The 25,780-nt window shown below is 67.8% G+C and carries 22 protein-coding genes and 1 pseudogene; 17 read left to right on the top strand and 6 right to left on the bottom strand.

Annotated elements, in window-relative coordinates; translation table 11 throughout:
• The first annotated feature begins 54 nt into the window (after positions 1 to 54).
• The 3 genes from F1C58_RS10860 (at position 55) to gatA (ending at position 3,454) form a co-directional block, all read left to right on the top strand.
• Positions 55 to 1,512 carry an alpha/beta hydrolase gene (locus F1C58_RS10860; RefSeq protein ID WP_185201126.1) on the top strand — a complete coding sequence of 486 codons (1,458 nt, stop codon included), beginning with the start codon at positions 55 to 57 and terminating at the stop codon, positions 1,510 to 1,512.
• 89 nt (positions 1,513 to 1,601) lie between these two features.
• A complete protein-coding gene (gene gatC, locus F1C58_RS10855) occupies positions 1,602 to 1,925 on the top strand; it encodes an Asp-tRNA(Asn)/Glu-tRNA(Gln) amidotransferase subunit GatC (protein ID WP_185201125.1) in 324 nt (107 codons plus the stop codon).
• Entirely contained in the window at positions 1,925 to 3,454 is a 1,530-nt protein-coding gene (gene gatA / locus F1C58_RS10850) for an Asp-tRNA(Asn)/Glu-tRNA(Gln) amidotransferase subunit GatA (protein ID WP_185201124.1), read from the top strand. The genes gatC and gatA overlap by 1 nt, the downstream gene beginning before the upstream one ends.
• A gap of 30 nt (positions 3,455 to 3,484) precedes the next feature.
• Here gatA and F1C58_RS10845 read toward each other — a convergent pair whose 3' ends face one another.
• On the bottom strand, positions 3,485 to 4,048 hold the full coding sequence (locus tag F1C58_RS10845) for a CGNR zinc finger domain-containing protein (protein WP_185201123.1): 564 nt from the start codon (positions 4,046 to 4,048) through the stop codon (positions 3,485 to 3,487).
• A 38-nt stretch (positions 4,049 to 4,086) separates the two neighbouring features.
• On the opposite strand from F1C58_RS10845, the gene F1C58_RS10840 reads away from it, so the two are divergent.
• The 8 genes from F1C58_RS10840 (at position 4,087) to F1C58_RS10805 (ending at position 11,515) form a co-directional block, all read left to right on the top strand.
• Positions 4,087 to 5,097, top strand: a complete 1,011-nt coding sequence (locus F1C58_RS10840) for a DMT family transporter (RefSeq protein WP_185201122.1) — start codon at positions 4,087 to 4,089, stop codon at positions 5,095 to 5,097.
• The gene (gatB, locus tag F1C58_RS10835; protein ID WP_185201121.1) at positions 5,090 to 6,589 is read left to right on the top strand and encodes an Asp-tRNA(Asn)/Glu-tRNA(Gln) amidotransferase subunit GatB; all 1,500 of its coding nucleotides are present in this window, start codon (positions 5,090 to 5,092) and stop codon (positions 6,587 to 6,589) included. Before F1C58_RS10840 ends, gatB begins: the two co-directional genes overlap by 8 nt.
• A 106-nt stretch (positions 6,590 to 6,695) precedes the next feature.
• Positions 6,696 to 6,920: a putative quinol monooxygenase gene (locus F1C58_RS17100; protein ID WP_370543646.1), complete on the top strand. Its 225-nt coding sequence runs from the start codon at positions 6,696 to 6,698 to the stop codon at positions 6,918 to 6,920.
• 141 nt (positions 6,921 to 7,061) lie between these two features.
• A complete protein-coding gene (locus tag F1C58_RS10825; RefSeq protein ID WP_185201119.1) occupies positions 7,062 to 8,615 on the top strand; it encodes an ABC-F family ATP-binding cassette domain-containing protein in 1,554 nt (517 codons plus the stop codon).
• A gap of 213 nt (positions 8,616 to 8,828) precedes the next feature.
• On the top strand, positions 8,829 to 9,467 hold the full coding sequence (locus F1C58_RS10820; RefSeq protein WP_185201118.1) for a PadR family transcriptional regulator: 639 nt from the start codon (positions 8,829 to 8,831) through the stop codon (positions 9,465 to 9,467).
• Between the two features lie 129 nt (positions 9,468 to 9,596).
• Positions 9,597 to 9,938 carry a hypothetical protein gene (locus F1C58_RS10815; RefSeq protein WP_185201117.1) on the top strand — a complete coding sequence of 114 codons (342 nt, stop codon included), beginning with the start codon at positions 9,597 to 9,599 and terminating at the stop codon, positions 9,936 to 9,938.
• Positions 9,939 to 10,012: 74 nt separating this feature from the next.
• Positions 10,013 to 10,783 carry a membrane protein insertase YidC gene (locus tag F1C58_RS10810; protein ID WP_185201116.1) on the top strand — a complete coding sequence of 257 codons (771 nt, stop codon included), beginning with the start codon at positions 10,013 to 10,015 and terminating at the stop codon, positions 10,781 to 10,783.
• Between the two features lie 153 nt (positions 10,784 to 10,936).
• The gene (locus tag F1C58_RS10805; protein WP_185201115.1) at positions 10,937 to 11,515 is read left to right on the top strand and encodes a DUF6611 family protein; all 579 of its coding nucleotides are present in this window, start codon (positions 10,937 to 10,939) and stop codon (positions 11,513 to 11,515) included.
• A 16-nt stretch (positions 11,516 to 11,531) separates the two neighbouring features.
• On the opposite strand, the pseudogene F1C58_RS10800 reads toward F1C58_RS10805, so the two are convergent.
• Positions 11,532 to 12,912, bottom strand: a pseudogene (locus F1C58_RS10800) (aspartate aminotransferase family protein).
• Between the two features lie 75 nt (positions 12,913 to 12,987).
• Between F1C58_RS10800 and F1C58_RS10795 the strand changes: the two are divergent.
• On the top strand, positions 12,988 to 14,919 hold the full coding sequence (locus F1C58_RS10795; RefSeq protein WP_185201114.1) for a prolyl oligopeptidase family serine peptidase: 1,932 nt from the start codon (positions 12,988 to 12,990) through the stop codon (positions 14,917 to 14,919).
• Between the two features lie 23 nt (positions 14,920 to 14,942).
• Here F1C58_RS10795 and F1C58_RS10790 read toward each other — a convergent pair whose 3' ends face one another.
• The 3 genes from F1C58_RS10790 to F1C58_RS10780 form a co-directional block, all read right to left on the bottom strand.
• A complete protein-coding gene (locus F1C58_RS10790) occupies positions 14,943 to 16,667 on the bottom strand; it encodes a TIGR03767 family metallophosphoesterase (protein ID WP_185201113.1) in 1,725 nt (574 codons plus the stop codon).
• A 157-nt stretch (positions 16,668 to 16,824) separates the two neighbouring features.
• Positions 16,825 to 18,207 carry a serine hydrolase gene (locus F1C58_RS10785; protein ID WP_185201112.1) on the bottom strand — a complete coding sequence of 461 codons (1,383 nt, stop codon included), beginning with the start codon at positions 18,205 to 18,207 and terminating at the stop codon, positions 16,825 to 16,827.
• 35 nt (positions 18,208 to 18,242) lie between these two features.
• Positions 18,243 to 19,235, bottom strand: a complete 993-nt coding sequence (locus F1C58_RS10780) for an NYN domain-containing protein (RefSeq protein WP_185201111.1) — start codon at positions 19,233 to 19,235, stop codon at positions 18,243 to 18,245.
• A gap of 122 nt (positions 19,236 to 19,357) precedes the next feature.
• Here F1C58_RS10780 and F1C58_RS10775 point away from each other — a divergent pair, with 122 nt between their 5' ends.
• Positions 19,358 to 20,872, top strand: a complete 1,515-nt coding sequence (locus tag F1C58_RS10775; RefSeq protein ID WP_185201110.1) for an MFS transporter — start codon at positions 19,358 to 19,360, stop codon at positions 20,870 to 20,872.
• 145 nt (positions 20,873 to 21,017) lie between these two features.
• Entirely contained in the window at positions 21,018 to 21,953 is a 936-nt protein-coding gene (locus F1C58_RS10770; protein WP_185201109.1) for an NADP-dependent oxidoreductase, read from the top strand.
• A gap of 18 nt (positions 21,954 to 21,971) precedes the next feature.
• Here F1C58_RS10770 and F1C58_RS10765 read toward each other — a convergent pair whose 3' ends face one another.
• Entirely contained in the window at positions 21,972 to 22,889 is a 918-nt protein-coding gene (locus F1C58_RS10765; protein WP_185201108.1) for a hypothetical protein, read from the bottom strand.
• Positions 22,890 to 23,094: 205 nt separating this feature from the next.
• Here F1C58_RS10765 and F1C58_RS10760 point away from each other — a divergent pair, with 205 nt between their 5' ends.
• From F1C58_RS10760 to F1C58_RS10750, 3 genes are all read left to right on the top strand, one after another.
• A complete protein-coding gene (locus F1C58_RS10760) occupies positions 23,095 to 23,577 on the top strand; it encodes an SRPBCC family protein (RefSeq protein WP_185201107.1) in 483 nt (160 codons plus the stop codon).
• A 31-nt stretch (positions 23,578 to 23,608) separates the two neighbouring features.
• Complete coding sequence (locus tag F1C58_RS10755; RefSeq protein ID WP_185201106.1) at positions 23,609 to 24,925, top strand: MATE family efflux transporter; 1,317 nt, start codon at positions 23,609 to 23,611, stop codon at positions 24,923 to 24,925.
• Positions 24,926 to 24,988: 63 nt separating this feature from the next.
• Positions 24,989 to 25,768: an alpha/beta fold hydrolase gene (locus F1C58_RS10750; RefSeq protein WP_185201105.1), complete on the top strand. Its 780-nt coding sequence runs from the start codon at positions 24,989 to 24,991 to the stop codon at positions 25,766 to 25,768.
• Positions 25,769 to 25,780 lie beyond the last annotated feature (12 nt).

Genomic DNA, 25,780 nt, shown 5'->3' with positions numbered 1-25,780 from the left:
GTAGAAACAGATTCCCGTTGCTCACGGTGTTCCCCCGAATGCCGGATCCAACGATTGGATACAGACCTTTTGCTGTTCGACGTTGCAGCAGTCCTCTCGCCCTCCGGCGCGCTCGGTGGGGTAGCAGAGGCATTCGGCGTACACGAAATCAGCCGCCAGATCTCCGCGATCGTGGTGTCGGTCGACCCGTCGGCCCAGGATCAGTCGCTGTTCGGAGGGCTGTTCTCCCCGGTCGGCTCCGGTGCGGGCATGCTGTCTTCTGGCGGCCCCCGGCCCTCGGATGTGACCCAAGCGAGCACCCTCTCGACGCCCGTCGACCCCTCCCTTCTTCCCCGAAGCAGTGGCAGCGAGACCCTCGACCGACTGACGGTGCTTTCCGGGTCGGATATTGCGGCCTTCGTCTCCCGCAACCCCTCGGCGGTGCAGAAACTGCTGGTGAGTCCGCCGCGCGCCAGTTCTGTGGCGGCCTGGTGGGGATCCCTGCCGACGTCGGGGAAGAAGACCCTCTCGACACAAGCGCCCGAGGTGGTCGGCAATCTGGACGGAGTGCCCTTCGCCGTGCGCGACCGGGCCAACCGTCTCACCCTCACCCGCTCGGTCGCCCAGCTCGAGGCATCGATCGCGACCGGTGCGGGGCGCGCGAAGCTCGTCGAGAAGCGCCATCACCTCGACATCCTGGAGCAGGTGAAGAAGACCCTGCAGCGCACGAAAAGCGAATCGAAACGACAGCTACTCACGCTCGACACGTCGGGCGAGGTGCGAGCCGCCGTGGTTGTTGGCGACCTCAGCACCGCGGACTACGTGAGTTATCTCGTGCCCGGCATGTTCTTCACCGTGCAGGGGCAGATGTACGACTGGACCGTGATCGCCCAAGACCTGCAGACGCAGCAGGCCGGGTGGTTGAAGACCCTGTCGACCGGCGATCCCGCACTGGTCGGGAAGACCGCCGCCACCGTGGCCTGGATCGGCTACCAGACACCGGGCGTGCTCGACATCGCCTCGCTGGATCGAGCACAGAGCGGCGCCAGTTTTCTCGGGCACGCCATCCAGGGGCTCCGCGCGGCACGGGCGGATACGCCGCCCTTTGTCAGTCTGGTGACACACTCCTACGGGTCCACCGCCGCGATGATGGAACTCGCGAAGGGCGGCATGTCCGTCGATGCGCTCGCCATCATCGGTTCCCCCGGGTCTGCCGCTCAGTCGGCTTCGGCCCTTGCGGTGACCAAGGGCAACGTCTTCGTCGGCGAAGCGGCCTGGGACCCGATCGTGAACACCGCCTTCTACGGCAGCGACCCCGGCGCGCCCAGCTTCGGCGCGAGAAAGATGGATGTCGCGGCCGAGACCGATCCGATAACGCACAAGCCGCTCGCCGCCGCGGTTGGCCACCTCGGGTACTTCGACACCGGCACCACGGCGATGCGCAACCTTGCGCTGATCGGACTCGACCAGGGCGCCCTGGTCTCCACCGGTTCCCCGGAGGATGCGGCCCGCACGCTCGCGGACGGTCGCTGAGCGGCGCCCGTCTGCCGGAACGGATCGACGTTGACGCCGGTGCGAATAGAATCGGGTGTCCCCCCAAGCGATCCAACGCACGGAGTTCCATGTCTGAAAATCCTGCTGAGTCCGACGGCCGCATCACCACCGATCAGGTCGCTCATCTCGCCAACCTCGCCCGCATCGCGCTCACACCAGCCGAGATCGAGAAGCTCACCGGCGAACTGGGCGTGATCATCGACTCCATCGCGAAGGTCTCCGAGGTCGCGACGGCGGATGTTCCGGCCACGAGTCATCCGATTCCGCTCACCAATGTGTTCCGCCCCGACGTGATTGGCGAGACGCTCTCGCAGGAGGAAGCCCTCAGCGGCGCCCCGGAGCACGACGGAAGCCGGTTCAAAGTCTCTGCAATCCTGGGGGAGGAGCAGTAATGTCCCATGTCGACGGCACCGCCGATCTCACCCGCCTCAGCGCGGCCTCGCTGAGCGAACTCCTCCAGGCGCGCGAGGTCTCGAGCGTCGAGGTGACCAGGGCACACCTCGACCGCATCGCCGCGGTCGATGGCGATGTGCACGCCTTCCTCCATGTCTCGAAGGACGCCATCGACACCGCGGAGGGCGTCGATGTGCTGCGCCGCAGCGGTGACCGGCTTCCGCCGCTCGCCGGCATCCCGATCGCCATCAAGGACGTGCTCTGCACGCTGGACATGCCCTCCACCGCGGGCAGCAAGATCCTCGAGGGTTGGATACCTCCCTACGACGCCACGGTGGTGCGCAAGCTCCGCGAAGCCTTCCTCGTGCCGCTCGGCAAGACGAACATGGACGAATTCGCCATGGGATCTTCGACCGAGTTCTCGGCGTATGGCGTGACCCATAACCCCTGGGACCTGGATCGCATCCCCGGCGGATCGGGCGGAGGCAGCGCGGCGGCAGTAGCCGCGTTCGAAGCACCGCTTGCACTCGGCTCGGACACGGGTGGCTCGATCCGCCAACCCGCGGCGGTCACGGGATCGGTCGGGGTCAAGCCCACGTATGGCGGGGTGAGCCGGTATGGCGCCATCGCGCTGGCGAGCTCGCTCGATCAGGTGGGTCCCGTCTCCCGCACGGTTCTCGACGCCGCGTTGCTGCACGACGTGATCGGTGGTCACGATCCACGGGATTCCACCTCTCTGCGGGACGAATGGCCGAGCTTCGCGGCGGCCGCGAAAGCCGGACAGCTGAAGCGCAACCTCAACGGTGTGCGCGTCGGCGTGGTGAAGGAGCTCGACGCACCGGGCTTCCAGGCCGGGGTCAGCCAGCGGTTCCACGAGACCCTCGACCTGCTCGCCTCCAACGGAGCAGAGATCGTCGAGGTCAGCGCCCCGAACTTCGAGTACGCCGTCGCCGCCTACTACCTGATCCTTCCGGCCGAGGCGTCGAGCAACCTCGCGAAATTCGATTCTGTGCGATTCGGCCTCCGAGTGAACCCTGTGGGGGGAGGGACTGTCGAGGATGTGATGGCCGCGACCCGGGAGGCCGGTTTCGGTCCGGAGGTCAAGCGCCGCATCATCCTCGGCACCTATGCCCTCAGCGCGGGCTATTACGACGCCTACTACGGCAGCGCGCAGAAGGTGCGCACGCTCATCCAGCGCGACTTCGCCGCGGCTTTCGAGAAGGCGGACATCCTGATCAGTCCGGCAGCGCCGACCACCGCGTTCCGGATCGGCGAGAAGATCGACGATCCGCTCGCGATGTATCTGAACGACGTGACGACCATCCCGGCGAACCTCGCGGGCATCCCCGGCATGGGACTGCCGATGGGGCTCGCCCCGGAGGACGGGCTGCCCACCGGGCTCCAGCTCATGGCGCCGGCACGCGCGGATGCTCGGCTCTACGAGCACGGTGCCGTCATCGAAGCGTTGCTCGAAGACAGCTGGGGCGGCACGCTGATCAGCCAGGCACCGGAGCTGGCCACGCGCTAGCGCTGGGCGGCAGTACCGCTCGCGGAGTCGTCACCGGCTCGAGATCCCGTCGGCGGAGCGCTCGCGGAACGCGACCATGTTCATCCGGTTGCCGCAGCGCACGCTGCAGTACCGTTTCGACCCGTTGCGTGAGAGGTCCACGAGCACTCCGGAGCAGTCGGGTGCGTCGCAGGTGCGGAGCCGGTCCATGGCGTCCATGCGGATGACATCGGCCAGGGCGAGGGCGACCTCGACCCGCATGCGCTCGGCAAGGGGAGCATCGGCTGCCGTCGCGTGCCAATGCCATCCCGATTCGTCGTGCCGGGTGAGTTGGGGCAGGGCGTCCGCTTCCGCCAGCATCGCGTTCACCTCGGTGACGGCGCCGTCTCGCCCGAGGTCCCAGATGGCTCGCAGCCGCTGCCGCGTGAGCGCGACCTGGGCGCGCTCCGCCTCGTCGTGATCGATGCGGCCGGAGTAGCGGAAACGGGCGAGAATCGCGTCGAGATCACCGGTTGTGGTGAGCTCGTCCGACCCGCTTCGGGAGGCGAGCGGATGCGTGTTCGCCAACGCGACGGTGAACTCGAGAGTCTCCACGGTGTCAGGGGCAACAAGCAATTTGACTCCTTACTTTCCCCCAGACTACCGTCAGCAGAATGAAGCCTTCGTCCACCTCGCTCGGCCTGGTCATCGCCGTGATCGCCGCCGCGACCTTCGGAATGTCGGGGGCATTCATCAAGCCCCTTCTCGAGGCGGGCTGGAGCCCTGCGGCCGCGGTGACGGCAAGGGCGCTCATCGGCGGACTCGTGCTCGCGCCGCTCGCCCTGTTCTCGCTCCGAGGCAGCTGGGTAGTGCTCTGGCGCGCCCGTTGGCGCATCGTGGCGATGGGGCTCATCGGCGTGGCCGGCACTCAACTGGTCTACTTCGCCGCGCTGCAGCGGATTCCCGTGAACACCGCGATCCTCATCGAATACATGGCGCCGCTGCTGCTGGTCGGGTTCGTCTGGGTGACCAGTCGGCGGATGCCCTCTGTCGTCGTTCTCATCGGCTCGGTCGTGGCGGTCGCGGGCCTCGTTCTCGTCGTCTCGCCGCGAGGCGGAGGCGGTTTCGACCTGGTGGGGCTCGGCTTCGCCACGCTCGCGACGGTGGGGTGCGCGATCTATTACGTGGTCGCGGCACGGCCGAGCGACGGCCTTCCACCGGTCGCGCTCGCGGCGAGCGGGCTCGTGCTCGGCGGCCTTGTGCTCGGGATCGCTGGCCTCACCGGTCTCGTTCCCTTCGCGGCGACGTTCACGACGGTGCATCTGCTCGGCACGACAGTGAGCTGGTGGGTGCCTCTGATCGTCGTCGGCGTATTCGCCACGGCAGTGGCTTACGCCAGCAGCATCACCGCCACCGAGATGCTCGGCTCCCGGCTGGCATCCTTCGCCGGCCTGCTCGAGGTCATCGCGGCAGCGCTCTACGCGTGGATCCTGCTGGGGGAGGACCTCACGGTGCCGCAGTTGATCGGGGGAGCTCTCATCCTGGCCGGCATCGCCTTCGTCCGCGCCGAGAAGAGGGGTGCCGCGACGATGCTCGAAGCAGGCGCGAATACCGAGCCGGTCGTTGAGCCTTCGCCGTCCGAAGATCCTCCCCTCGCCACGCCCGTAGAATCGTCTGGTGGCTAAAGCTGAACTGATGGACTACGACCGTGCGATCGAGCTCTTCGAGCCGGTGCTCGGTTTCGAGGTGCACGTCGAACTGAACACGAAGACCAAGATGTTCAGCGATGCGCCGAACTTCTTCGGCGGCGAGCCGAACACGAACGTCACGCCCGTGGACCTCGGACTTCCGGGCAGCCTCCCGGTGGTGAACGAGCAGGCGGTGAAGTACTCGATCAGCCTCGGGCTTGCCCTGGGGTGCAGCATCCGCCCCTCGAGCCGCTTCGCGCGCAAGAACTACTTCTACCCCGACCTGGCGAAGAACTACCAGATCAGCCAGTTCGACGAGCCGATCGCCTTCGATGGCAGCGTCGAAGTGGAGCTCGAAGATGGCCGAACCTTCCAGATCCCCATCGAGCGTGCGCACATGGAAGAAGACGCCGGAAAGCTCACGCACGTCGGAGGCGCCACCGGGCGCATCCAGGGCGCGGAGTACTCGCTCGTCGATTACAACCGCGCCGGAGTGCCCCTGGTCGAGATCGTCACCAACATCATCTACGGCGCAGAGCGGGATGCCCCGGAGCTCGCCAAGGCCTACGTCTCGACCATCCGCGACATCGTGCGCTCCCTCGGGATCAGCGACGCCAAGATGGAGCGCGGCAACCTTCGTTGCGACGCGAACATCTCGCTCTCCCCGCGCGGGTCCGGCACGCTCGGCACTCGCACCGAGACAAAGAATGTCAACTCCCTGCGAAGCGTCGAGCGCGCCATCCGCTATGAGATCCAGCGTCAGGCGGCGATCCTCGCCGACGGTGGCACGATCATCCAGGAGACCCGCCACTGGCACGAGGACACCGGCGTGACGTCCGCCGGCCGGCCCAAGAGCGACGCCGACGATTACCGCTACTTTCCCGAGCCCGACCTCCTCCCGGTCGAGCCGTCGCTCGAACTCATCGAGGAGCTGCGCGCCGCATTGCCCGAGGCACCGGCCGTCCGTCGCCGTCGGCTCAAGGAGGCCTGGGGATTCACCGACCTGGAGTTCCAGGATGTCGCGAACTCCGGCCTTCTCGTCGAGATCGAGGAGACCACGGCTGCCGGTGCGTCTGCCGCGCAGGCCCGCAAGTGGTGGACCGGCGAGATCGCGCGCCTGGCCAACGCCGCAGACGTGGACGCGTCGTCCCTCGTCTCGCCACTGCATGTCAGCGAGCTGATCGCCCTCATCGAAGACGGCGAACTCACCGACCGCCTGGCGCGCCAGGTACTCGAAGGCGTCATCGCCGGCGAAGGTTCCCCCGCCGCGGTCGTCGAATCGCGCGGCCTCAAGGTGGTGTCGGATGACGGTGCCCTCATCGCTGCGATCGACGAGGCTCTCGCGGCCCAGCCCGACGTGCTCGAGAAGATCCGCGACGGCAAGGTGCAGGCCGCCGGCGCTGTGATCGGTGCGGTGATGAAGGCGATGAAGGGCACGGCGGATGCCGCCCGCGTGCGCGAACTCGTGCTGGAGCGCGCCAAGCAATAGCGGAAAACACCGAAGCCGAACCGAACAGACTGGAGCCACGGGAATACCCGTCACCGCAACACTCGACCTGTCCATCGCCCCCGAGTCGGCCGATGTCGCGCACGAGGTGATCCACGAGGTGCTCGCCGCGACGCGGGCGTTTGCCGGCAACGAGGGTGTCGAAGTACTCGTCGATGTGGCGAACCCGCTTCACATCGTGGTGCTCGAACGGTGGGAATCCCTCGAGGCCGATGCCGCGTACCGTGCCTGGCGCGCGGGCGATGGAGCATCGAACCTGGGCACGATTCTCGCCGGCCCGCCGGTACTCACGGTTTTGACCACCGTCTTGTGAGTGCTCGGTCATCCTGAGAGACTGAAGTACTCCCCACCGAAGGAACAATTCCGTTGAAGATCGCTCCCGCGTCCAGGCGCTGACGACCCGCCGCATTCGCGACGCCGGAGTCAGTGCAGTCACTGACCACTCGGGAGCCGCATGTCTGCGCAATCTTCTTCATCCATCGTCCTCAGCGAAGTCGGGCTGACCTGGCCCGACGGGGCCGTCGCCCTCCGGGGCATCTCCGCCGCCTTCGGTAGCGGACGCACCGGGCTCGTCGGGCTCAACGGCTCCGGCAAGTCCACGCTTCTCAAGCTGATCTCCGGCGCTCTCGTGCCGACCTCTGGCACCATCGCGACATCCGGAGCCGTCGGCTGTCTTGCCCAGGATGTGCCACTCCAGGTCGACAGCAGCGTGGCCGAGCTGCTCGGCGTGCGCCGGCAGGTGGACGCCCTGCGCGCTATAGAGGGCGGTGACGTTTCGTCACAGCGATTCGAGGAACTGGGCGAGAGGTGGGATATCGAGATCGAAGCCGCCCAGGCGCTTCGCGATGCCGGTCTCACCGTCAGCCTCGATCGCACGGTCGGTTCGCTCTCGGGTGGAGAGGCGATGCTCGTCGCGATCGCAGGGTTGCGGCTTGCCGGCACTCCCATGGTGCTGCTCGACGAGCCGACGAACAACCTCGACAGCGGCGCCCGCGAGCGCTTGGCGGGCCTGGTGCGCGGATGGCGTGGCACCCTGATCGTCGTGAGCCACGACATAACCCTGCTCGAGCTGATGGACGACACGGCCGAGCTGAGAGAAGGACAACTCGGGATTTTCGGCGGCCCTTACAGCAGCTATCTCGAGCGCGTGGAGCGGGAGCAGGCCGCCGCTCGACAGGCCGAACGGGCCGCGGAGCAGGCGGTTCGGGTGGAGAAGCGGCAGCGCATGGAGGCCGAGACGAAGATCGCTCGCAGCGCCCGGTCGGGGGAGAAGGATCGCGGGAGCATGCCGAAGATCCTGTTCAACGCCCGCCGTTCTGCGGGGGAGGCATCGGCGGGCAAGCTCCGCGGAGCGGCCGATGACCGGGTGCTCGGGGCTCGGGAGGCCCTGGATGCGGCGTCCGATCGGGTGCGGCACGATGCATCCATCCACATCGACCTCCCCGACCCGGGAGTGCCGGCGTCGCGCCGGATCGCCGAGTTTCGTGGCGTGATCATCCAGGGGCCGGAGCGGGTGGCGATCATCGGGCCGAATGGCGTCGGCAAGACGACGCTGCTCGAGGCGATCGTGCGGGACAGCGGCGATCGGGTCGGCTACCTCAGTCAGCGTCTCGGCGGTCTGGACGACTCTGCGACGGTGCTCGAGAGCGTGCGCAGCGGCACGGTCACCGACGGAGAACTCCGCAATCGGCTCGCTCGCTTCCTGTTCCGTGGCGACTCGGTCGGGCGCACCATCGCGACCCTGTCGGGGGGTGAGCGCTTTCGCGTCGCTCTGGCGAGGCTGCTACTCGCGGACCCGCCGCCCCGTCTCCTCGTGCTCGACGAGCCGACCAACAACCTGGATGTCCAGAGCGTCACGCAGCTGGTGGATGCGCTGCAGGGGTTTCGTGGGGCGGTGCTCGTTGTCAGCCACGACCTGGATTTCCTCCGTCGGCTCGGTGTCGACGCCTGGTACCGGATGGAGCAGGGTGGCCATCTCTCGCGGATCGACGGGTCCGGGGGGTCGTGACGATGGAGCGGCTGGCGAGGGGGCGGGCGTTCGTCAACGCGAGAGGGGGGTGACTCACAACGAGCTCGAGGGTCGCGCCGTCCACACTCAACACATTGCCAGGAATGGGACTTGCATTGCGATAGTCAACGATATATCTTTGAGCCATCGCAGAAACTCTGCGATGGCTCAGCAAAGTATCACGTAGCTGGGCGAACGAAAGGACATGCGATCATGAAACGCAATCACGATATTCACAACAGAAACTTCCGCAACTCCGACCATCACCCCATTCGGTTCAATCACGAATCCGCCGGTTCCGGCGAAGGCCGCGGTCGCGGCCCCGGATTCGGGGGCTTCGGCGGACCGGGCTTCGGCGGACCGGGCTTCGGCTCCGGGTTCGGCGGACCGGGCTTCGGTCCTCGCGGTCCGCGCAGGGCAGGCAAGGGCGATGTGCGCTCTGTCATCCTCTCCCTGCTGGCCGAGGGCCCGTCCAACGGCTATGGCCTGATCAAGGCGATCGCCGACAAGACCAGTGGTGCCTGGCGCCCGAGCCCCGGCTCGGTGTATCCCACGCTGCAGCAGCTCGTCGACGAGGACCTCATCGTCTCCGTCGGCGACGGTCGCAAGACCGAATTCGAACTCACCGACGCCGGCAAGACCTACGTCAGTGAGCATGCGGATGACTTCGCCAAGGCGTGGGAGGCGACCCCCGGTCGCTCCGAACAGGCTGGCGCCTTCTTCGAGAGCGTCGGAAAGCTGATGGGCGTAGCCCAGCAGTTCCGTCACTCGGCGACGGACGCCCAACGCGCGGCCGCGATCGAGAAGCTGGATGAGGCGCGCCGCGCCCTCTATCTGATCCTGGCGGACTGACAACAGAACGCGATCACCCCGAAGGCCGGGTCCCACTGCGGTGGGATCCGGCCTTCGGTGCGTTCGCGCCGGGGCGACTACGCCCGGCGGAGTATGGTCTCCGGCCACTCGGCGGGGTACGGTTGCCGGGTGAGTACGTCGAAGGCGCAGCCAGTCGCGGTCGCGACCCGGCTTCTGAATGCCCTTGCGGCCATGCTTCCGGGCGGATTCGCGGCGCTTCTGCTCGTGTCTTACGCGGTATCGGATGGCAGCCACGGTTCGCTGACCGTTCTCGGCATCGCCGCTGTGACGGTGGCGAGTGCAGCAGCAATCGGCTATTCCCTCGTGCTCGTGGGATCCTCAGAGATGACGGTCGGCGCGCGAGCGCAGGCGCGGCGCTCGGTCGCCCTCGGCAGGCCCGCCCCGCAGCATCCGACCACCCCCGGCCGCCCGCGTACCAGGGCGCCCTCGCAGCCGATCCCGGCCACCTAGCAGAGCCCCGCGCAAGCGGATGCCGCGTGGCCACTCTCGGTCACGCATCCGTTTCGACTGCAAGGACTCTTATCGTGGACCTCTTTTCCTTTGCCCCCATAGCCACTCTTCTCGACCTGGCCTACTCCCTCGTCGAGGGTCTCGCGACCCTCGTGTCTCCGCTCGCCGGCGCGGCCAGCGCCACCCTCGCCATCATCCTGCTCACCGCGATCGTGCGCACGCTGCTCATCCCGGTCGGCGTCTCGCAGGTGAAGGCCGAGGGCACTCGCCGTCGCCTCCACCCACAGATCCTCGCCCTGCAACGGCGACACAAGAAGGATCCGCTGCTGCTTCAACAGAAGACGGCGGCGCTGTACAAGGCAGAGAACACCTCGCAATTCGCGGGGTTCCTGCCCGCCCTCGCACAGGCGCCGGTTCTCTCTCTCGTCTACGCCCTCTTCATCCGCACCACCGTGGACGGGCACCCGAATGCGCTCCTGACCGAGCGTCTGTTCGGGGTGCCGCTCGGCACCACCTTCGTGCACCTCGCCACGACCGGGGCTGCCGGCATCGCCGTCTACCTCGTGCTCTTCGCGATGATGGCCGGCGTCGCCTGGCTGTCCCGGAGAGTCGCACTGCGGCTCACCCTTCCGAATCCGGATGCGCCGGAGTCGGCTGCCACGATCGTGCGGGTTCTCAGTTGGATGCCGTTCCTCACCATCGTCTTCGCGGCATTCGTTCCCCTCGCTGCCACGATCTATCTCTCGGCGACGACCGCGTGGACCCTCGGCGAACGGGCGCTCCTGCGGCGCCGCTATTGGCGGGACGGGGAAGAGGATTCGCCTCTTGCTCCCGCGATGAGCTGACGACGGCCGCGGCTCGGCGAAGCCCGCCGGGCCGCCTCGGCTGTCTGACGGCCTCGCCTGTCTGACGGCCTCGCCGAGCCTCGCCGTGAGGATCTCGTAGAGGTTTCGTAAGGATGCCCGAGCGGCAGCGGATGCGGGCGTAGACCTGTGGCTGTGTCAACAGAGTCCCGGGCGAAGAAGTCCCTGTCATCGAGAAGCGTCACGCGGATCCCCCTGGATAGCCATCACGAATGGGGCCGGGTCGAGCTCCCGAATCTCGCCGACGTGCATCGCAGGGGGTGGGGTCGCTATCGACTCACCGTCTTCCCACCCGGCACCAACGATTCGGAACGACGCACTCTCGCCCTTTCACAGTCGTGGAGCGGTTGGGGATTCGCCGTCGCGCTCATCGGCGCTGTCGCGCTCGCCGATCTTCGATCCTTCGCCCCCCTTCTGATGCTCGGGGTCGTCTATGCGGCCGGCCTGCTCATCACCCGTACCCTCGCTCGCCGTCTGCGCGGCGAACTCCGCGTCGTGTCGGCGATCGTGACCTGTCTGGCGGGGGAGACCCGGCTCGTCGGCCAGCCCGAGCTGTTTCGTCGCAGTCTCGAGCGCCTGGAGCAACTGGATGCCGAATACCGCGCCGGCCGACTCACCCCGGTGCAGTTCGAGGCGGGCTGGTCAGCGGTCTACGGCGCTCTCGACGATCGCGCCTCCCGGGGCAGTCGCGCGTGGGGCACGCTCTCCCTGTAGACGGTCCGCTCCGGCGCTAGCCGGCCATCGCCCGTCGCACCGCGTCGATCGCGATGGCCAGGTCCGCGTCATCCGTCGACCAGTTGCTCACCGAGATCCGCAGGATGTCGCGGTCCTGCCACCGCGATCCGCTCATCCAGACCGCACCATCGGCGATGAGGTTCTTGGTGACCCGGCGGGTGTTCTCGTCATCCCCGAAGGCGAGGCTCACCTGCGTGAAGACGACATCATTGAGCACCTCGACACCGGGGAGAGACGAGAGGCCCTCGGCGAGAGCGCGGGCGTTCGCGGCGAGACGCTCGACGAGCGCAATCACCCCCGCGCGTCCGAGCTCCTGCAGGGCGGCCCACACCGGAACCCCCCCGCGCCCGGCGAGACAGCTCCGGCACCTTGTCGAAGGGGTCGCCCGGACCCTCGGTGGCATTGATGAGATAGCTGGTGTGCACAGCGAAGGCCGATCTCACCGCTTCCGGATGGGCGACGGCCGCGATTCCACAGTCGTAGGGCACATTGAGAGTCTTGTGCGCATCCGTCGCCCAGGAATCAGCAGTTTCGAGACCGTCGAGGTGCGTGCGATAGAGCGGACTCGCCGCAGCCCACAGTCCGAAGGCGCCGTCCACGTGTACCCACGCACCATGGTGATGCGCGATCTCGATCGTCTCGCGCATCGGGTCGAAGGCGCCGGAGTGCAGGTTGCCGGCCTGAAGGCAGAGGATCGCCGGCCCGTCGACGTCGCGCATCGCTTCGGCGAGAGCCGCGGGGATGATGCGTCCCTCGCGGTCGGCATCCACCTCGATCGGCAGTCCGAGGCCGAGGTAGCGCAGGGCGAGATCGACCGAGGCGTGTCGCTCACGTCCGGCGAAGACGGCGATCCGCGGTGCGCCGCTCAGCCCGTCCTCCGAGAGATTCCAGCCGACGCGGTCGAGCACGTGCTGGCGCCCGGCGGCGATTCCCACGAAATTTGCCGTGGTGCCCCCGGTCGTGAATCCGACATCCGACCCGGCCGGGAGTCCGAGCAGGTCGAGGAGCTCGGCACCGGCTGCCTCCTCGATCGCGGCCACACCCGGGGTGGCGAAGCGCATCCCGGCGTTCTGGTCCCAGGCGCTCACGAGCCAGTCGGCCGCCATCGCCGAGGGGAGCGTGCCGCCCATGACCCAACCGAAGAATCGACCGGAGGGCACTGCCATCAGGCCGGGCTCGACTATCGCGGAGAGTGAATCGACGACCTCGGCTGCATCTCGACCGTGCTCGGCGAGGGGCCGGGCCAGGTTCGCAGCCACCTGATCGGCCGTCAGCCGCGGAGGTACCGGTCGGGTGGGGATGGATTCGAGCCATTCCCTGGCATGGGCATGGGCGCGCTCGAGGGGCTCTCTGTAGGCATCCGGGTCGGCCGTCACGGTATGAGGCTAGACCCGCCGGATCGATCGCGGAAGGGTGGAATTCCCCCACCCTCCAGCGGGCAGAATGAGACGATGACCACCATCTCTCCCTACGGAACCTGGCGCTCTCCGATCTCTGCCCGCGACATCGCCGCGGGTGGGCATCCGGTGCAGGGCGGATGCTGGGTCGGTGACCAGCCGTGGTGGTGCGAGGGGCGACCTGAGGAGGGCGGTCGCTACGTCGTGGCGAATGCCGGGGGCGACGTGCTGCCCGGCCCCTGGAATGCCCGCAGCCGCGTGCACGAGTACGGGGGAGGCGCCTGGGCCGTGACCGCGGATCGGGCGCTCGTCTTCGTCGAATTCAGCGACCAGCGGTTGTACCGGCTGGACGACGGTGGCTCGATTCCCGTGCCGCTCACGCCCGCGGGCCGCGGCTTCCGCTTCGGCGACATCAGTATTCGGGGGTCGGAGGTGATCGCCGTCCGCGAGATCCACGCGGACGGCGCGGTCACCCGGGACATCGTGGCCGTGCAGCTCGATGGCACGGGGGCGGTCGACAGCACAGCGTCATTCGACAGTACAGCGGCGGTCGAAGACCCGGGCATCCGTTCGCTGGCCTCCGGGTCGCACTTTCTCGCGTTCCCGCGGTTCTCGCCTGACGGTGCGAGGCTCGCCTGGATCGGATGGGAACATCCCCAGATGCCGTGGGACGGCACAGAACTCCGCGTGACCGAACTGGAGAGCGGAAGAGTCGAGACCCTCGCGGGTTCGGTCACCGAGAGCGTGCTGCAACCGGAGTGGATCGACGATGCGACGCTCTCGATAGTGAGCGACCGGAGTGGCTGGTGGAATCTCTACTCGGTGACCGTTCACGGCGAGGTTGCCACACTCCATCGGGAGGACGCCGACTTCGGCGGCCCGCTCTGGCAACTCGGCAACCGCTTCTACGACCCGCTCGATGATGGGAGGATTCTCGCGGTTCGCACTCTCGGAGCGGACGGTCTCGTGATCGTCGACCCCGTCGATGGCACCGCGCGCACCGTCGATCTGCCATTGACCGGTATCCGACTCGGTGCCCGTAACGGCAGCCGGGTGCTGCTCACCGGAGGTAGCTCGGCTCTCTGCGGAGGGCTCCGCATGCTCGATCTCGACGATGGCACGCTCACCGATGTGCGCCGCGACGTCGATAGCATGCCGGATGCGGCATACGTGCCGATCGCAGAGGCGCGGACCTTCCACGGTGCGCGCGATGTCCACAGTTTCGTCTACCCGCCGCGCAACGACGACTACGACGCTCCGGCCGGGGAGAAGCCCCCCTATATCGCGGTCGTCCATGGCGGTCCCACCGGGCACAGCTCCGGCGGATACTCGCCCATCTACAGCTACTTCACCAGCCGCGGGATCGGCATCATCGACGTGAACTACGGCGGATCCTCGGGCTACGGGCGCGAATACCGCAACCGGCTTCGAGGCCAGTGGGGCGTCGTCGACGTGGAAGATGTCATCGCCGCGGTGCGCGGAATCGCGGATGCCGGTCTCGCCGATGCCGCCCGCGTCGCGATCCGCGGGGGGTCCGCCGGTGGCTTCACGGTGCTCGCGGCGCTCACCCGATCTGCCGTCTTCGCGGCGGGAGCCTCGTACTACGGCGTCTCCGACCTCGCCACGCTCGCCGCCGAGACCCACGACTTCGAGTCCCGCTACACCGACGGCCTGGTGGGCCCGTTGCCCGAGGCATCCGCCCTCTATACGGAACGATCGCCCATCACCCACGTCAACGACCTGACAACACCGGTGCTGCTGCTGCAGGGGCTCGACGACGAGATCGTGCCCCCGGCCCAGTCCGAGCTGTTTCGTGATGCGCTCGCGGCGAAGGGGCTGCCGCACGCCTACCTGGCCTACGAGGGTGAATCCCACGGGTTCCGGCGGGCGGAGACGATCATCGACGCCACCGAGAGCGAACTCTCTTTCTACGGCCAGGTGTTGGGCTTCGACCCGCCGGATGTGCCGCGGCTCACGCTCTCGTAGGGCGAGCCTTCGGAGGAGCTCCGTCAGTGAAGCGGATGGGGCAACAGCAACTCGGTGTTGTGGTCTTTCGGCAGCCCCTCGTGTGCCCCGGTGTAGTGGAGATCGTTGAGGGAGAATTCGCGATACAGCGAAGCGAGGGCGGCCTGGTCGCCATCCCCGTAGGAGCTCTGGTACGGCGCCGCCGACTCGATCAGCGTCGTGAACAGCGAGAGCGTTCCGTCCTGGTTGTCGCAGACATCGATGATCCGCGCCTGCTGGGGGAACTCGATATGGGACGCGGTGTTGATCTCCCAGAAGCCGCGTTCGGGGGACGGCCCTGGGTGCGGCGTGATCGCGTTGGTGTGGGAGTGACCGTTCACCCAGGCGAGGACATTCGGATAGCGCTGCAGGAGGGCGACGATCTCGCCCCCGGGGTGCCTCTTCTCGTCGGGGTCGGCCGGATCCCGCGCGAGGTTGTCCATGGACCTACTGGTGTGATGGCTGAACAGCACGAAAAGGCGGTCATCGGCTTGGCGCATCACCCTCGCGCCGCTCTCGTCGTAGGAGGTGCTGCTTCCCGAGCGCAGCATCCTCTCCAGCCAGAGGAACTGGGCGTGTCCCACCGACCCGCGGGTCCATCCACCATGATGGGTCGAATCGAGGGCGATGCCGGTGACTCCGGGCGAGATCTCGAAGCTGTAATACGCGATGCCCTCGTCCGCCGCCTTCGGCGTGAAACCGTGTCCGACCGGACCGGCACCGGTCGCTGATGGGTCGAGATGGGCGGCCATGAACCCCCGCGGCGAGAATGGCTTGCGCCGGTGGTCGGCAGTCACCTCCCAGCGTCGCTCTGCTCGCACCTCTCGACCGAGACGTGCGGACCGGTCTCCGGTGAGGCCCGCGGCCAGCGTCGCGTTGGCGGCCTCCGTCGTGAAACCGGTGAACTTGGTGGGGCCGGTGTAGAGCTCCTCGAGCGGCGTCCAGTTCGCGGGGATCGTGCCGCCGATCGAGTCGTCGTGGTTGCCGAACACCGAGTACCACGGCGTCTTCACCCCGTCGCTGTCGTGCTCGCGGATCACCCGGTCGAAGAACCCCTCGATGCGCGGGAATCCGGCCTTCTTGTAGCGGTCCATCACGGCGAGTTCCGGGTTGTAGTAGAGCGGATCGCCCGAGTGCTGCACGCCCTCCCACTCGGTCTCGGCACCGGAATTCGCCACGATCGCCCCGCCGCTCATCACCCTAAGGAACCACTGCATCTCGAGCTCTTCGTTGTTGTCGGAGTTGTCGCCGGTCGAGACGACACAGTCGAACGCCCGGCCGCTGAATGGTCCTGTCGCGAGCTGGTTGATCCGCGTAATGAGCTGTGCTGCCGCGTGGGTTCCGAGGGCCTCCTGAGGGCGGAAGAAGGACGGGCAGGACTCTGCCATGAACTCGAAGCGCATCGGCGACTGGGCATCGATGATGTGCAGGTCGGTGAGATGCACGATCGAGGCCAGCGCCGAGCGGCGGTCATCCCGCCCGCGCCGTGAGGCCGCGAGTTCCTCTCGCACGACCAGCGCAAAGCCCGGCCCCGCGACCAGGCGACGATATCCGCTGGTCGCGGAAGCGCTCGCCGTCTGTTCGAGTGTCGTACCCGCCGTGGTGAAAGCCCGGGAATCGGTCAGGCGGGTGATGCGACCCTCGGCTTGTGCCGAGAGGCCACCGAGTGAGAGGAGCGCGAGCCCACCGGCCCCGGAGAGCAGGAGTGAGCGACGGGTGACGTCTGGCACTGCGACCTCTTTCGCGGAAGGAGGAGCCTCGCTCCGGAGCGTTGCTCCGTAGCGAGACCACCTTCGCGAGGCGAGTTGGACAGACAGTAAATTGCGCGACAGTGTCGCCTGAACATCAGGTCAACTGGCGGGTTGCCCGCCGACCGAGCTGCCCGGCTCAGCGGCGCGGCAGCGACACCGCGTGGGTGTGTGGCAGGTCGCCGAAGGCCACGTTCTGTGCGATATCGAGGGTCACGGTGTCGTTCGCGAAGGTCAGAGTCACTGTGCGCGAATACGGCGTCACGACATCATGGGCCCGCACGACGAGGGTGTCGGGGGAGACCCAGGCGCCGCTGGCACTCACCCGAGAATCGGCGGAAGCCGACCACCGGCCGTGTTCGAAAGCGAGCTCGGTGATCGCGCCGTTCTCGTCGACCATGATCCGCCCAGGCTCCACCGTCACCGCCGAGATCGCCGGGTGCTCGAAAGTGAAGCGCACTCCGTAGACCTGCTCCGCCATCGCGGCCGTCGCGTCGCCGGCAATGGTCGGGAGGCTGAGGCCGGCGAGCAGCGCCGTAAGCGGGCTCTCCACGGGCGGAAGCGCCGAGTTGCCGAAAGCAGGGAGCAGGTGCTCCCACACGAGGTCGAGCGCGAGCTGCGCGACCGGAAGCGCGGAGGTGAGCACCACGACCGCATCCTGCTCCGGCAGCACGATGCAGAACTGGCCGAAGGCCCCGTCGGCACGATAGCCTGCGAGCCGGTTGCGCCAGAACTGGAAGCCGTAGCCCTGGCGGCCGTCGAGATCATGGTCGGCCGCAGCGGTGACCACCTGAAGGGAGGTGGCCTCGTCGATCCACTCGGCCGGCACGAGTTGGCTGCCGTTCCACTGCCCCCGCTGCAGGAGGAGCTGGCCGAAGGTCGCGAGCTGTTCGGTCGTGATGCTGAGCCCCCACCCTCCGGCGTCGATGCCCTGCGGGGAACTCTCCCAGGTGGCATCCGTGATCCCGAGCGGCTCGAACAGACGTGGACCGAGGTAGTCGAGCAGGCGCTGGGCGGTGAGGCGCTGCACGATCGCCGAGAGCACATGGGTCGCGCCGCTGTTGTACAGGTAGTGCGTGCCCGGCTCGAACTCGAGCGGCTGGGCGAGGATCGCGCGGGCCCAGTTGTCGCCGTGGGTGCTGTCTGCGAGCGAGACGGTGTCGACGGCATGCCCGGTCGTCATCGTGAGCAGGTGGCGCACGGTCAGGGCCGCGAGGCGGGCGTCGATCTCGGCCGGAAGATCCTCGGGCAGCAGGTCGACGACACGGTCGTCGAGGGTGAGGAGGCCTTCGTTGATCGCGAGCCCGACGGCCGTTGCAGTGAAGCTCTTGCTCACCGAGAACATCATGTGGGGGTGCCCCGCCGCATAGGGTGCCCACCACCCCTCCGCGATCACCCGACCGTGCCGCACGATCATCATGCTGTGCAGGCTGTCGAGGCCGGTATCGGCGGCGCGGATGAAGTCGAGGATCGCGGACGAGGACAGGCCCTCGGCCTCCGGGGTGCTGCGGGGGAGCGTCATGGCACCATTCTGCCGCCGGTACGCCCTCGAAGCGGTCAGCCGGTCGGCGAGGCTGCCGCCCTCAGTCGGATGCGACGAGAGTTGTTCGCCCCGCCGTCGTCCATCTCCACCTGGCCGCTTCGCGACTTCACGAAGTCGGTGAAGGTCTTGTAGCCCAGGGCAGACTCGCTGAATGCGGGGTCCATGCGCCGCATCTGCTTCTTCACCTCTGAGCTCGGCATCCACTCGCTGTCGCTCTTGGCGATCCCCAGCCGGAGTGCCCGAATCATGAGGTTCGTGGCGGCGCGCGGGGAGAGCTTGATCGGCTCGTCGTCGTCCGCCGCCGGAGCCTTGGTCCGATCGGCGGCAGGCTGTTTGCGCGGCGTCTTCGGCGGAGGTTCGGATGCCGTCACGGCGACCTCCGCGGGCGGATCGACCAGCGCGGCCGAGTCGTCCTCCCCGGGACTCACGAGGCCGGGCAGGTCGTCGTAGTCCTGGAACTCATCGCAGGCGGCGACGAGGGACCGGCTGGTCGCACCGGCGACGCCGATGCCCACCACGTAGCGCCCGAGCCGCTTGCACCGCTGCGCGAGGGCGATGTAGTCGGAGTCCCCGGCGACGATCACCACGTGGGTGAGATCGTCGAGACGAAAGAGGTCTTCGACCACGTCGACGGCGAGGCGGATGTCGGCGCCGTTCTTCATCGCCTGCGTGGTGGGAAAGAGCTGGGTGAGGTCGACGGCCCGGTCGATGAGCTGCTTCTGGTAGCTGGCGTTCGCCTTCGCCGACCAGTCTGCATAGGCGCGGCTGATGACGATCGGCCCGAAGGACGAGGCGTAGTCGAGCACCGCGCCGAAGTCGACGGTGGCCTCCCGGAGCCTGGTGCCGATGACCCCGGCAGCGCCGGCGACGGCGGCGCTGTCTGGTCCGAAGTTGCGAGCGCCGTCGGTGCTGAACCGGCGCGCTCCGTGAAGCTGGTTGTATCTCGAGACGACGATGTTGTCGAAATCGATATAGACGGCAACTCGGGTGTCGGTCGGTTCAGGCATGCGGCGCCTCTCGGTTCGGTGCGCACCAGTCTCTCAGGCCACAGGTCACGTGAGCATCCGCCCCGCGGCCGGTCCGCGCGCGCCCTGTGTTCTGATCTACTGGGGGAGAGAGGGAGCACGGGATGACGGATGCACGGGTAGGGGAAAGCGAGACGTCCCCCGATCCCCGTCGCTGGCGCGGGCTCTGGGTGCTGCTGCTCGGCCAGTTCGCCGCTCTGCTCGATGTGAGCGTCACCAATGTCGCCCTTCCGTCGATCGGGCGCTCCACCGGGTCCACCCCGTCGGAGCTGCAGTGGATCGTCACCGGCTACGTGTTGGCCTTCGGCCTCATGCCGATCATCGGTGGACGACTCGGTGACATCGGGGGCCGTCGCCGAATCTTCATCGTCGGTCTGGTCGGATTCGTCGTCTCGAGCGCTGCGGTGGGTCTGTCCCCCGATCCCGTGTTCATCATCGTGGCCCGTGTCATCCAGGGGCTCTTCGGGGGCGTGCTCGGACCCCAGGTGTCGGGATACATCCAGAACGCCTTCCCCCGGGCGGAGCGCGGCCGTGCATTCGGGCGGCTCGGGCTGGCCCTCGCGGTGGCCACCGCCCTCGGCCCCGTCGTCGGAGGTCTGCTCATCGCGCTCGGCGGACCGGAGTTCGGCTGGCGGCTCGTCTTCTTCATCAACCTGCCGATCGGGATCACGGCCATCGTGCTCGCCCTCGCCTGGGTGACGGAGGCACGAAAGCCCTCGTCGACGCGGCGCCAGAGCCTCGACGTGCCCGGCGCCATCCTGCTCGGGATCGCCATCCTCTGCGTGCTCTTCCCCATCGTGGAATTCAGCACCTTCCGCTCCGGGTGGATCTTCTTGCTACTCCTGCCGGGGGCCGCCTTCGCCGCGCTGTTCCTCCGCCGAGAGGCTCGGCTCACCTCGGCAGAGGCGTCGCCGCTGCTCGATCTGCGACTCTTCCGACAGCCGTCGTTCACGATCGGGGTCACCTTCATCCTGTTGTATTTCTGCGGTTCCACCGGCCTTCCCCTCGTGCTGACGCTCTACCTGCAGCAGGGGATCGGTTTCGAGCCGCTGCAGGCGGCGCTCGCCGTGACCTCGCTCGCCGTGGGTTCCGCGGTATCCGCGCCCATCGCCGGCCGACTGGTGCCGCGTATCGGGCGCCCGCTCGTGGTGCTCGGAGTCACCCTGTTCATCATCGGGGCGGTCTGGATCGCGATCGTGGTGGCGGCCGCTCCCGCGCTCACGGATCCCGGCGCGATCATCCTGCGACTGGCTTTTCCGCTCTTCCTCATCGGGGTCGGAGGAGGCGCTGTGATCACGCCGAACCAGACCCTCTCCCTCGCCGATGTCGACAGGCGCATCGGAGGATCGGCCGGCGGCGTTCTCCAGACCTCCCAGCGCGTCGGTGCGGCGATCGGGCAGGCAGCCATCGGGGCGGTGTTCTTCGCGGTCGTCGCAGGCAGCGCGGCTTCCACGGCGACGGGCACACCTGCCGCGCATCCGCAGGACTTCTCGACCGCTTTCGTGGCCGGGGTCATGGCCGCCATCGTGTTCTCCCTCGCGGCCCTCGCCCTCGGCCTGCTCGACCTGCGAGCGACCCGCCGTCGCCGAATCGCGGCCGACACACCGGGGCAGGGCTGACGGGTCCGGAGACTGGGGGCCAGGGTGGCGATCCGAGAGCACCGTGCTCGTCCAGCCGCGTGCTCGTCCGGCCGCGCGCTCGTCCAGCCGCGTGCTCGCCGGATGGGCGTACGGTGAATGGGGTATCTCACGAGCAGGGAGTCACATGGACATGCACTGGATCGCCACCGACTTCGGTGGACTCGAGGTCTTCCACGAGGAGGCCGTCGCCGTGCCACGGCCGCGGGTGGGGGAGGTCACCATCCAGGTTCGCGCCGCGGGGATGAACCCGGCCGATTTCAAACACATCGCGAGGGGGACCGACCGCAGTCTGCTTCCCATCGCGGTCGGCTATGAGGTCGCGGGAGTCATCACCGCGATGGGCGCGGACACGATGATCGCCTCCGGAGGCGGAGCGATCGGTGACGAGGTGATCGCCTTCCGGGTGCAGGGGGGCTATGCCTCGGCGATCACCGTCGCAGCGAAGGACGTGTTCGCCAAACCGCCGTCGCTCGGCTTCCCGGAAGCGGCGAACCTGCTTCTCGCGGCGACCACCGCGTCGGAGATGCTTCACGTCACCGGCGTCGTGTCCGGGGAGACCGTGCTCGTGCACGGCGCGTCCGGGGCGGTGGGCGTGAGCGTCATCCAGCAGGCAGTGCTGAAGGGGATTCGCGTGATCGGCACGGCGAGTGAGAGCAGCTTCCCGGTGCTCGAGCGATTCGGCGCGATCCCGGTGGCCTACGGTGAGGGCCTCGAGCAGCGAGTGCGCGACCTAGCGCCCGAAGGTATCGCCGCCGCTCTCGACAACGTCGGCACCGATGAGGCGGTGGATGTCTCCCTCGCGCTGGTCGAGGACCGCAGCCGGATCGTCACGATAGCCGCCATGCAGCGCGCGGAGGGGGCCGGCATCCGCGTGATCATGGGGGCGATTCCGGCGAGCGCGGCCTATCGCGACGCGGTGCGCGCCGAGCTGATCGCACTCGCCGGGGAGGGCAAGCTCGAGGTGCCGCTGGCGAGGACATTCCCGCTCTCCGAGGCGGTCGACGCCCTCACGCTGCTCTCGGCCGGGCATCCGGGCGGCAAGCTCGCCCTCATCCCCTAGCCTGTCGTCGATGAGAGGTCACGGGATGCGGGCGCCGGCCAGGAAGTCTTCGGGAAGATCCTGGATGAACGGACTCGCCAGCACGCCCACGACCGTTTCACCGCTGTCCGATGGGCGGATGTCCACTGTTCCGTCTTCATTGATGGAGAAGTCTCCAGCGACTTCGGCATAGAAATTTGCGGGAGTCCGCTCCCGGAACGTGAGAAGGTCTGCCGGCGCGTCACCGACGCTTCCCCGATATTCGCGATTGTCGGGAGTGGCCGGGGTGCGGAAAACTGTGTCTCCGCACGCGCGATTGATGCCGATGAGGTACCCGCGGTTGCCGTTGCCGCTGCGCGGCTGATCTCTGGAGACCTCGATGAGTTGGCCGAGGCTGCTGCCGGTGCCTCCGTCGAGGTAGAAGAGCGGCCGATCGTTCCGAGCCGCGTCCCCGGAGGTCGACTGCTCGGCACGGGAGATCGGCGTGGCCATCAGCGTGACCCGCGTTTGCGATGGAGTGGTGAAGCTCGGGGCGAGGGAGGGATCGCACACCAGCACCGAGTACAGCGCGATGGTGTCGTCCGGGCTCACGAGGACAGTGGCGGCATAGCTTCCGCGAACGAAGAGTTGCTCACTCCATTCGGGCGCTCCCGGGATCGCTCGGGTGGACATCGGGCTCCCGGCTGCCTCGATCGCCTTCTGCACCGGGTATCCCGTGTGCACTGACAGCAGCGGCTCCTGGATCGGCGTCGTCCGGGCGGGGCTCGGTGACGAGCTGCTCTCCGCCGGTCGCGGCGTCGCCGAGTTCGGCGTGGCGGCATCGAGCCGATCGACGATGAAGAAGGCGAAGCCGGCGATGGTGACGACGCTCGCAATCGCTCCGAGTATCGCGCCGACCGGCACTCGCCGCGGGGGCTTTGCGGGCTGTGACGGCAGGCGAGACTTCGGGTCGGTCATGGGAATGCTCCATCGGAGGGCGATAGTGCGTACGGGTTGCCATATCTTTGCAGCCAAGGGCGACTGGGCGCTATCGCCTCCTCGTTAAACAGCCGGGGCGATCGTGCCTTCGTCCCGTAGCGTGGCAACAGCGTCAGCCCGCACCAGACAAACCGACAGGCTGTTCGCTCCGAACAATCTGACACGATCAAGAAAGAGGCATTCGATGTCCGGACGCAGCGCCACCGCCGTCACTGAACTTCTGGCTACTGCCACCCTCGATCACACCTGGGACGTCGCGACGATGCACACGCCGGTCGGCCTCTATCCGCGGGCCGGCCTGCTGCCCGCCGTGGTCGAGGTGCGCGACCAGACCGGTGACTGGGATGGCGTCGGCCAGACCCGGCAGCTCATGCTCTCCGACGGTGGAAGTGTGATCGAGCACACGACGAATGTGGATCGGCTGGAATTCTTCGCCTACAACCTCACCGACTTCCAAAAGGTCTTCGGTGGGATGGTGGAGAGTGCCCGAGCGGAATGGACCTTCACCCAGGCTCCCAACGGGACTCTCATCCGGTGGCGCTACACCTTCCATTCGAAGGCGGGATACGGCATCCCGCTCGCGGCGATCATCAAGTTCCTCTGGGGCCCGTACATGGCGCGCGTGCTCCCGGGTATCGTCGCCGAGATCGAACGCTCGCGCCGATAGCCGCTCCGCACGCCGGCCCTAGGCTGGCGGGGTGAGAGTCCTCCCGCTCGACCGCGAGATCCTGCGTCTTGCTCTCCCCACCCTCGCTGCGCTCGTCGCGGAGCCACTGTTCCTTCTCGTCGACACCGCGCTCGTCGGGCATCTCGGCAGCGTGCCCCTCGCCGCCCTCGGCATCGCGAGCGTGGTGCTGCAGACCGCTGTGGGCCTGCTCGTCTTCCTCGCCTACGCGACGACCCCCGCCGTCGCACGACTGCTCGGAGCCGGGGACCGCCGGGCTGCAGTGCGAGCGGGAGTGGATGGTGCGTGGCTCGCCCTCGCCGTGGGCTCAGTGCTTCTCGTTGCGGGGCTGCTCTTCGCTCCGGCGGTCGTCTCGGCTTTCGGCGTTTCCCCGCAGGTCTCCGCCGAAGCTCTGCGCTACCTCGGGATCTCGGTCTGGGGGCTTCCCGCGATGCTGTTCGTGCTGGCTGCCACCGGCCTGCTCCGCGGCCTTCAAGACACCCGCACCCCGCTGGTGATCGTGACCCTCGGCTTCGCGGCAAATGCCATTCTCAACGCCTGCTTCATCTACGGACTCGGCTGGGGCATCGCCGGTTCGGCCACCGGCACCGTTGTCGCCCAGTGGGGAATGGCGGTGCTCTTCGCCGTCTCGGTGGTGCGAGCCGCCCGGGCGACCGGGGCGCCGCTCAGGCCCGGATTGGCCGGTCTGTCCGTCGCCGCGGCATCCGGTGGCTGGTTGTTGCTGCGCACCGTCTCGCTGCGGGCGGCGATGCTCGCGACCGTCTTCGCGGCGAGCCTGGTCGGAGTCACCGCGCTCGCGACCCTTCAGGTGGCGCTCGCCGTGTTCTCCGTGCTCGCCTTCGTGCTCGATTCGCTCGCGATCGCGGGGCAGGCGATGATCGGGCATGGCCTCGGAGCCGCCCAGCGCGAGCGGGTGAAAATCGTGGCAATCCGCCTGATGCGATTCGGGGTGCTCTGCGGCCTGCTCATCGGAGCCCTGATCGCCGCCGTGTCACCGGTGCTCGGGCGGGTCTTCACGAGCGATGACGGCGTGCTTGTGGCGCTGTGGCCGGTGCTTCTGGTCATGGCCGTGGGAGTGCCACTCGCGGGTTTCGTCTTCGTGCTCGACGGGGTCTTGATCGGGGCGGGCGACGGGCGGTACCTCGCGCTCAGCGGCATCCTCACCCTGGCCGTCTACCTTCCGCTGCTCGTGCTTGCCGGCCAGCAGCACAGTGTGCTTGCGGTGTGGTGCGTATTCGGGCTCGGTTACATCGGGGCACGGGCGCTGGCGCTCGGGCTGCGGGTGAGGGGAACTGCCTGGCTGGGCAGACCCGCTCCCGCCCTCCCGTAGAGGGTTGACTCGACGCCGTCGCTGCTGCGAGTGTTGCACCGGAGAACAGCCGAGGGAGCGCCAATGCCTGAGTTCGCGGAATCCGCCGATGGCACGACCATCGCGTTCGACCGGGTGGGCCGGGGGCCGGCCCTCGTGGTCGTAGGCGGAGCATTCAACACTCGGCTCTCGCCCTATCCGCTCGTGACCCTGCTCTCGGAACGGTTCACCGTCTACAGCTACGACCGGCGCGGACGGGGAGACAGCGGCTCGGCGGCCGAGGATACCGACAGCGTGGCGCGGGAGGTGGAGGATCTCGCCGCTGTGGTCGCGGCAGCGGGGGGTGCCGCGGGGGTCTACGGGCACTCCTCTGGGGCGATCCTCACCCTCGAGGCGGCGATGGCTGGCGTACCGATGACGAGCATCGCGGTCTACGAGCCGCCGTACAGCTTCGATCCGCAACACCCGGAACCCGGAGACGACTTCGGATTCCCGGCGGCGATCGCCGCCGGGGATCACGATGCGGCGGCTCGGGCCTTCCTCCAGATCACCGGGATGCCCTCGGGCGCCGTTGCCGGAATGAGCGCTGCGCCCTGGTGGGGCGGCATGATCACGACGGCCCTCACCCTCCCTCACGACATGGCGCTCACGGGCGACGGACGGATTCCCGAGGGTCGGCTCGCCGCCGTCGGGGTTCCCGTGCTGGCGATGGATGGTGGCAACAGCCCGGAGTGGGCCGCTCGAGCAGCGATGGGCATCGCGTCCGCGGTCGGCAGCGGCACTCGGCTCACCGTCGAAGGCGAGAACCACGCGGTCGACCAGACGGTGCTCGCACCGATCCTCTCCGAGTTCTTCAGCTCTTAGGTTCTTCAGCTC

The sequence above is a fragment of the Glaciihabitans sp. INWT7 genome, assembly GCF_014217685.1.
GTDB lineage: Bacteria > Actinomycetota > Actinomycetes > Actinomycetales > Microbacteriaceae > Lacisediminihabitans.
This window is presented reverse-complemented; position numbering and strand designations above follow the sequence as displayed.